8 protein-coding genes are annotated in these 7207 nt (G+C 71.3%); 1 reads left to right on the plus strand and 7 read right to left on the minus strand.

Translation table 11 applies throughout. The annotated features are described in order from the left end of the window. Positions 1-211: 211 nt before the first annotated feature. The 4 genes from ACFWGZ_RS12195 to ACFWGZ_RS12210 form a co-directional block, all read right to left on the minus strand. Entirely contained in the window at positions 212-2101 is a 1890-nt protein-coding gene (locus tag ACFWGZ_RS12195; protein ID WP_382451521.1) for an ABC transporter ATP-binding protein, read from the minus strand. A 90-nt stretch (positions 2102-2191) separates the two neighbouring features. Beyond that, positions 2192-3004 (minus strand): enoyl-CoA hydratase/isomerase family protein, encoded by an 813-nt coding sequence (locus ACFWGZ_RS12200; RefSeq protein ID WP_382451522.1) that lies wholly within the window; start codon positions 3002-3004, stop codon positions 2192-2194. 59 nt (positions 3005-3063) lie between these two features. Continuing rightward, positions 3064-3273: a helix-turn-helix domain-containing protein gene (locus ACFWGZ_RS12205; RefSeq protein ID WP_030473247.1), complete on the minus strand. Its 210-nt coding sequence runs from the start codon at positions 3271-3273 to the stop codon at positions 3064-3066. Between the two features lie 174 nt (positions 3274-3447). Beyond that, positions 3448-5076 (minus strand): ABC-F family ATP-binding cassette domain-containing protein, encoded by a 1629-nt coding sequence (locus ACFWGZ_RS12210; protein WP_382451523.1) that lies wholly within the window; start codon positions 5074-5076, stop codon positions 3448-3450. Between the two features lie 148 nt (positions 5077-5224). Here ACFWGZ_RS12210 and ACFWGZ_RS12215 point away from each other — a divergent pair, with 148 nt between their 5' ends. Continuing rightward, positions 5225-5989, plus strand: a complete 765-nt coding sequence (locus tag ACFWGZ_RS12215; protein WP_382451524.1) for an SDR family oxidoreductase — start codon at positions 5225-5227, stop codon at positions 5987-5989. Between the two features lie 7 nt (positions 5990-5996). Here ACFWGZ_RS12215 and ACFWGZ_RS12220 read toward each other — a convergent pair whose 3' ends face one another. The 3 genes from ACFWGZ_RS12220 to ACFWGZ_RS12230 all read right to left on the minus strand — a co-directional run. Next, positions 5997-6473 (minus strand): GNAT family N-acetyltransferase, encoded by a 477-nt coding sequence (locus ACFWGZ_RS12220; RefSeq protein WP_382451525.1) that lies wholly within the window; start codon positions 6471-6473, stop codon positions 5997-5999. A gap of 18 nt (positions 6474-6491) precedes the next feature. Continuing rightward, a complete protein-coding gene (locus ACFWGZ_RS12225) occupies positions 6492-6971 on the minus strand; it encodes a hypothetical protein (RefSeq protein ID WP_382451526.1) in 480 nt (159 codons plus the stop codon). After that, positions 6971-7207 (minus strand): sigma-70 family RNA polymerase sigma factor (locus ACFWGZ_RS12230; RefSeq protein ID WP_382451527.1); only part of this gene is annotated, 237 nt, incomplete at its 5' end. The genes ACFWGZ_RS12230 and ACFWGZ_RS12225, both read right to left, overlap by 1 nt.

A 7207-nucleotide genomic window follows, 5' to 3' on the forward strand; every position in this document is an offset into this window, starting at 1 on the left:
CACGCCGGTCAACCCACCGGCCCCGGACCCCCGCGCGGCTCAGTCCTGCGCCAGCCCGATGAACCCCGCACCACGCCGCGCTCACCCACGCCAGTCAACCCACCGGCCCCAGACCCCCGCGCAGGTCCCACCTGCGCCAGCCCGACGATCCGCGCACCACGCCGTGCTCACCCGCGCCGGTCAGCCCACCGGCCCCGGACCCCGGCGCGGCTCAGTTCGTCTGCGCCACCTCGGGGCGCTCGCTGAACTTCGGCGTCGGGAACACGCCCACCACCGGCGGCTGGGCGAACTGGGTGTTGTAGAGGTCCGCGTACCGGCCCTCGGCCGACATCAGCTCGGTGTGCGTGCCGCGTTCGACGATCTCGCCGTGCTCGAGCACCAGGATCTGGTCGGCGTTGCGGATCGTCGACAGCCGGTGCGCGATCACCAGGGCGGTCCGCCCGTGCAGGGCCTCGGTCAGGGCCTCCTGGACCGCGGCCTCCGACTCCGAGTCGAGGTGGGCGGTGGCCTCGTCGAGGATCACCACGCGGGGCTTGGCCAGCAGCAGGCGGGCGATGGTCAGGCGCTGGCGCTCGCCGCCGGAGAGGCGGTAGCCGCGTTCGCCGACGACGGTGTCCAGCTGGTCGGGCAGGGACGTCACCAGGTCGAGCAGGCGGGCTCGGCGCAGGGCGTCCCACAGGTCGTCGTCGGAGGCGCCGGGCCAGGCGTACTCCAGGTTCGCGCGGATCGTGTCGTGGAACAGGTGGCCGTCCTGCGTCACCACGCCGACGGTGGAGCGCAGCGACTCGAACGACAGGTCGCGCACGTCCACGCCGGACAGGCGGACGGCGCCCGAGTCGACGTCGTAGAGCCGCGGCACCAGGGAGGCGAGCGTCGACTTGCCGGCGCCGGACGAGCCGACGACGGCGACGAGCTGGCCCGCCGAGGCCTCGAAGCTGATGCCGTGCAACACCTCCTCGCCACCGCGGGTGTCGAGGGCGGCGACCGACTCGAGCGAGGCGAGCGACACCTTGTCCGCCGACGGGTAGCCGAACCGGACGTCGGAGAACTCCACCGACACCGCGCCGGACGGCACCGTGCGGGGGTCAGGGCTCTCCTTGATCATCGGGTCGAGGTCGAGCACCTCGAAGACGCGCTCGAACGACACCAGCGCCGTCATCAGGTCGACGCGCGCGTTGGCGAGGGCGGTCAGCGGCGCGTACAGGCGGGTCAGCAGCAGCGCCAGCGACACGACGGCGCCGGCGGCCAGGTGGCCGGTCAGCGCGAGGTAGCCGCCCAGGCCGTAGACCAGCGCCTGCGCCAGCGCCGAGACCAGGGTCAGGCCCGTCATGAACCACCGGGTGGCCATCGCGGTCCGGATGCCGATGTCGCGGACCTTCGCCGCCTTCTCGCCGAACTCCTCGTCCTCGCGGTCGGGCCGGCCGAACAGCTTGACGAGCGTCGCGCCCGGCGCCGAGAACCGTTCCGTCGACTGGGTGACCATCGACGCGTTCAGCGCGGAGGCCTCGCGCTGCATGTCGGCCATCCGGCGGCCCATCCGCTTGGCGGGCAGCACGAACACCGGCAGCAGCACCAGCGCCAGCGCGGTGACCTGCCACGACAGCGTGAACATGACGCCCAGCGACAGCGCCAGCTGGATGATGTTGGTGACGAAACCGGACAGCGTCGAGGTGAACGCGCGCTGGGCGCCGATCACGTCGTTGTTCAGGCGCGAGACCAGCGCACCGGTGCGGGTGCGGGTGAAGAACGCGACGGGCATCTTCTGCACGTGCCCGAACACGGCACGGCGCAGGTCGTAGATCAGGCCCTCACCGATGCGGGTGGACTGCCAGCGCTCGACGACGCCCAGCCCGGCGTCGACCACGGCGACCAGCGCGATGACCACCGCGAGCCACACGACGACCGACGGGGCCGAGCCGCCCACGATCGCGTCGACCACGCGGCCCGCGAGCAGCGGGGTGGTGACCGCGAGGACCGCCGACACCACCGTCAGCAGCAGGAACACCACGAGCTTCGCCCGGTGCGGCCGCGCGAAGGCCAGCACCCGCCGGAAGGTCCCCCGGCGCACCTTCGACGGTGCGTCCGAGGTGGCCCCCATCATGAATCGCCAAGAGCTGTAGCCGTCCACGCTGTCTAGAACAGCACAGCGGTCCGACAATTCCTTCGCGGGCGGCTGGAAGAGCGGAAAAGTTCAGCTTTGAGCGGACAGGGCCGCGAACGACCGCAGCCGGCGCAGCTGCGCGGCGCGCTCCAGCGCCAGCTGGTCCGCGAACGCCACTCCCGACGCCGCCGACGCGATCAGCCCCAGCGTCTCGGTCACCGCGCCCGCGGCGGGCTTCAGCACGGCGGCCACCAGCTCGTCGACGGCCGCGTCCAGCCCTTCGGAAGGCACGACGGAGTTCGCGAGACCGATCCGCAGCGACTCCTCCGCGGAGATCCGGCGGGAAGTCACGCACAGCTCGGCCGCGCGCGAGTACCCCACGAGTCGCACGAGGGGCAGGGTCCCGCCCAGGTCCGGCACCAGGCCCAGCCCGGTCTCGGCCATGCAGAACCGCGCGTCCTCGGCGAGCACGCGGAAGTCGCACGCCAGCGCCAACTGGAAACCCGCGCCGATGGCGTGCCCCTGCACCGCGGCGATCGTCACGCGTGCCGGGTCGCTCAGCCAGGTGAACCCCGCCTGGTACGACGCGATCTTGGCGTCCGCCTCCTCGGGGGACACCGACAGCAGCGCGCCGAGACCACCGGGTTCGCCGTCGACCGGCTCACCGGTGAACATCCGCCGGTCCAGTCCCGCCGAGAAAGCGCGACCAGAACCCCGGACGACCACGACACGGACGTCCGGGTCCAGCTGTTCGCCGATGTGCCGCAACGCCTGCCAGGTCGCAGGCGTCTGCGCGTTCAGCACGTCGGGACGATCGAGCGTGATGGTCGCGAGCGGCCCGGAGATCGCGAGCCGAACGCCACCGCGCTCGAGCACGCCAGCGTCGATGGTGGGCACTGGCATGGGTCCTACCTCCGGCGAACTAGAAGCTAGTTACCGGAGAGTAGCAGTCTGAGTCGGGACTACTTCTTCTTCGTCCGGGTGGCGCCACCGCGACCGCGCAGCGTGACTCCGGATTCCGACAGAACCCGGTGCACGAAGCCGTAGGAACGCCCGGTGCTCTCCGCCAAAGCCCGGATGCTCGCGCCCTTTTCGTACTTCTTCTTCAGGTCAGCGGCCAGCTTGTCCCGCGTGGCGCCGGTGATCCGGGCACCCTTCTTCAGGTCAGCCACCTTGTCCCGCCTTCCGTACGAGCAGGTGGGCCGTTCTACGGCCCCTGTCGTCGCAATGATCGAACAGGATGCGGCAGAACGCCAGGTGATCAAGCAAAGAGATCGCCGAACGGTCGAATCGATCACACTCAGTTGATCACAGAACGCGCTCGGTAGTCCTTTGACGGGTGGAGATCACGCCAGCTGCACGAGCTCCAGGTAGTCCTCGGACCAGTGGTCCTCGGTGCCGTCGGGCAGCAGGATCACCCGCTCGGGCTCCAGCGCCTCGACCGCGCCGGGGTCGTGCGTCACGAGCACGACGGCGCCCTCGTAGCGGCGCAGCGCGTCGAGCACCTGCTCGCGCGAGGCCGGGTCGAGGTTGTTGGTCGGCTCGTCGAGCAGCAGCACGTTCGCGGCCGACGACACCAGGCCGGCCAGCGCGAGCCGCGTCTTCTCGCCACCGGACAACGTGCCCGCGGGCTGGTCGAGCTGCTCGCCGCTGAAGAGGAACGTGCCGAGCAGCGACCGCAGCCGCTGCTCCTGCTCGTCCGGCGCCATGTGCCGGATGTTCTCCCACACCGACGCGTCGTGGTCGAGCGTCTCGTGCTCCTGCGCGAAGTAGCCGATCTTCAGGCCGTGACCGGGCACGACCTTGCCCGCGTCCATCTTCTCGCTGCCGCCCAGCAGGCGCAGCAGCGTCGTCTTGCCGGCGCCGTTGAAGCCGAGCACGACGACGCGGGAACCCTTGTCGATCGCGAGGTCCACACCGGTGAAGATCTCCAGCGAGCCGTAGGACTTGCTCAGACCCTCTGCCATCAAAGGGGTCTTGCCGCACGGGGCGGGCGCCGGGAAGCTGATCCTCGCGACCTTGTCGCTCTGGCGCACGTCGTCGAGACCGTCGAGCAGCTTCTGGGCGCGCTTGGCCATGTTCTGCGCGGCGACGGCCTTGGTGGCCTTCGCGCCCATCTTGGCGGCCTGCACCATCAGCGCGCCGGCCTTCTTCTCGGCGTTGGCGCGCTCACGGCGGCGGCGCTTCTCGTCCGTCGCCCTGGCTTCGAGGTACTTCTTCCAGCCGAGGTTGTAGATGTCGACCTCGCCGCGGATCGCGTCGAGGAACCACACCTTGTTCACGACGTCGTCGAGCAGCTCGACGTCGTGCGAGATCACGACGAGACCGCCGTCGTGCGACTTGAGGAAGCCGCGCAGCCACGTGATCGAGTCGGCGTCGAGGTGGTTGGTCGGCTCGTCGATCAGCAGGATCGTGCTCGACTTCGCGCCGACACCGGCCTCGGAGGCGGCGAACAGGATGCGCGCCAGCTCGACGCGGCGGCGCTGGCCACCGGAGAGCGTGCTCAGCGGCTGGGCGAGCACCCGGTCGGGCAGGCCGAGGTTGGAGCAGATGCGGGCGGCCTCGGACTCGGCCGCGTACCCGCCGAGCGAGGAGAAGCGCTCCTCGAGCCTGCCGTACCTGGTGACGGCCTTGTCGAGCTCGTCGGGGTCGACCAGCTCGGACATCTTCGACTGGGCCTTCTCCATGTCGCGGAGCAGCTGGTCGAGGCCGCGCGCGGACAGCACCCTGTCCTTGGCGATGACGGACAGGTCGCCCTCGCGGGGGTCCTGCGGCAGGTAGCCGAGCGCGCCCTTGCGCAGGATGGCACCGGCGTACGGCTCGCCCTCACCGGCGAGGACGCGCAGCGAGGTGGTCTTGCCGGCACCGTTGCGGCCCACGAGGCCGATCCGGTCGCCGGGCTGGACGCGCAGGTTGGCGCCGCTCACCAGAATGCGTGAGCCCGCGCGCAACTCCATGTCGGTCGCGGTGATCAAGAGAAACTCCGAGCAGTTGCGAAAAGCCGGGCATGACAAGGGATGGCACGTCCGGGTCGGCCTACTCCAGGAGGATCACGCGAACGATTCTACGGGATCGCGCGCACCGAATTTCCCCCCTGTGTCCGGACGCATAGATTCACCGGCCATGAGCGAAGACTTCTCCGGCAAGGCGGCCCTGGTCACCGGTGCCTCCCGCGGCATCGGCCTCGGCATCGCGCGCGAGTTCCTCACCCGCGGCGCGTCGGTCACGATCACCGGCCGCAAGGCCGACCAGCTGGCCGAGGCGGCGGAGCAGCTGCGGGCCGACACCGGTGGCCGTGTCCTGGCGCTGCAGGGCAATGCGGGCGACGGCGCGTCGCGCGAGGAGGTCGTGGCGCGCACGGTCGAGGAGTTCGGCAGCGTCGACGTGCTCGTGAACAACACGGGCATCAACCCGCAGTTCGGGTTCCTGATGGACGCCGACCTCGACGCCGTCCGGAAGATCTTCGACGTGAACGTGGTGGCGGCGCTCGGTTTCACGCAGCTCGCGTGGAAGGCGTGGATGGGCGAGCACGGCGGCGCGGTCGTGAACGTGGCGTCGGCGGGCGGCATCCGGTCGACGGGCGTGATCGGCGCGTACGGCGCGTCGAAGGCGGCGCTGATCCGCCTGACCGAGGAACTGGCGTGGCAGCTGGGGCCGAAGGTGCGCGTGAACGCGGTCGCGCCCGCCGTGGTGAAGACGAAGTTCGCCGAGGCGTTGTGGAGCGGCCGCGAGGAGACGGGCACGCAGGCCTACCCGATGAAGCGCTTCGGCACGCCGCAGGACGTCGCCTCGCTGGTGGCGTTCCTGTGCTCGGACGCGGCCTCGTGGATCACGGGCGAGACGGTGCGGGTGGACGGCGGCCTGCTGGCGACCGGGACCGCGGGCTGAGGCGCCGTCACGGCCGGGCGGCGAGGTCCAGCCTCAGCACGGTCTCGCCGTCCTCGTCCACCTCGCCGGTCGGCACGAACCCGAACGCGCGGTAGAACGGCTCCGGCGTCCCCTCCCCCGGCACGCAGCTGGTGAGCAGCTCGGTCGCGCCCTCCGCGCGCAGCAGCGCCACGACCTCGCCGAGGATCGCGGTGCCGTGGCCGCGGCCCTGGTGCCCGGCGCCGACCAGCAGGCGCCACAGGAAGTACGGGCCGAGGACGCCGGGTCCCGGCGTGACGTTCCAGCTGAGCATCACGAACCCCACAGGCTCGTCGCCGGCGTAGGCCGCGCGGAACCACGGGTTGGCCTCGGGGTGCTGCGCCGCGTGCTCGAACGACTTCTCGACGGACGCGACGAACCGCTCCTGAGCGGGGAGCACGCGCACGGCGGTCACCGCGTCGCGGTTGGCGGAGGTGATCTCGACCAGGCGGATGCGGGCTGTCATGCCACGGATTGTGCCCGTTCAGGGTGTCGGCACGGGCGTGGTCGAGGCAGGCGGCCCGGGCCTGCTCATCGAGGTGTTCCGCACGGTGGTGGGCACCGAGGACGTGGCAGGCGGCAAGCCCGCGGTCGGTGGCGACGGCCGGCTCGTGCCGGGGGTGGTGGACTGCGGCGGCGCGTTCGGCGGCACCCCCACCGTCGAGGGCGTCGTCTCGACCGGGGTCGTCGACGGCGGCGGGGTGGTCGACGGGACCTGCGAGGTCGTGGTGGCCGAAGGCGCCGGGTCCAGTGGCTGCGGGGGCACCGAGGGCGGCAGCACCGCCAGCGCCACGCCCACGACGGCGACGGTGGCGAGCCCGGTGCCGACCACGGCGACGGTGCGGCGCCGGGTCCGCACGGCCCGGCCGCGCCGGATCACCTCGGCTGCCGTGACGGCGCGCGGCGGGCCGTGCTCCGCGTGCAGAGCGGAGAAAGTCGCCCGCAGGTCGTCTTCGCGAACCATCACACCTCCAGCCTCAAGTGGTCGAACTCGGGGCCCAGCCTGCGCCGCAACGTCTCCAGGCCCTTGCTGCTCTGCGACTTCACCGTGCCCGTCGAGCAGTTCAGCGCCGCCGCCGTGTCCTCGACGCTGAGATCGTGCCAAAAGCGCAGCACGAGGACGGCGCGCTGCCGTGCGGGCACGGCGGTGAGCGCCTGCCAGAGAACGAGCCTGTCCTCCGCCCCTGCGGCGGAGGACAG

Source organism: Lentzea sp. NPDC060358, assembly GCF_042725365.1.
Classification (GTDB): Bacteria; Actinomycetota; Actinomycetes; order Mycobacteriales; family Pseudonocardiaceae; genus Lentzea.

Bases quoted from the DNA above. Each gene is read 5' to 3' on its own strand.
- ACFWGZ_RS12195 (WP_382451521.1), bottom strand. From the start codon at position 2,101: ATGATGGGGGCCACCTCGGACGCACCGTCGAAGGTGCGCCGGGGGACC.
- ACFWGZ_RS12200 (WP_382451522.1), bottom strand. From the start codon at position 3,004: ATGCCAGTGCCCACCATCGACGCTGGCGTGCTCGAGCGCGGTGGCGTT.
- ACFWGZ_RS12215 (WP_382451524.1), top strand. From the start codon at position 5,225: ATGAGCGAAGACTTCTCCGGCAAGGCGGCCCTGGTCACCGGTGCCTCC.
- ACFWGZ_RS12220 (WP_382451525.1), bottom strand. From the start codon at position 6,473: ATGACAGCCCGCATCCGCCTGGTCGAGATCACCTCCGCCAACCGCGAC.
- ACFWGZ_RS12225 (WP_382451526.1), bottom strand. From the start codon at position 6,971: ATGGTTCGCGAAGACGACCTGCGGGCGACTTTCTCCGCTCTGCACGCG.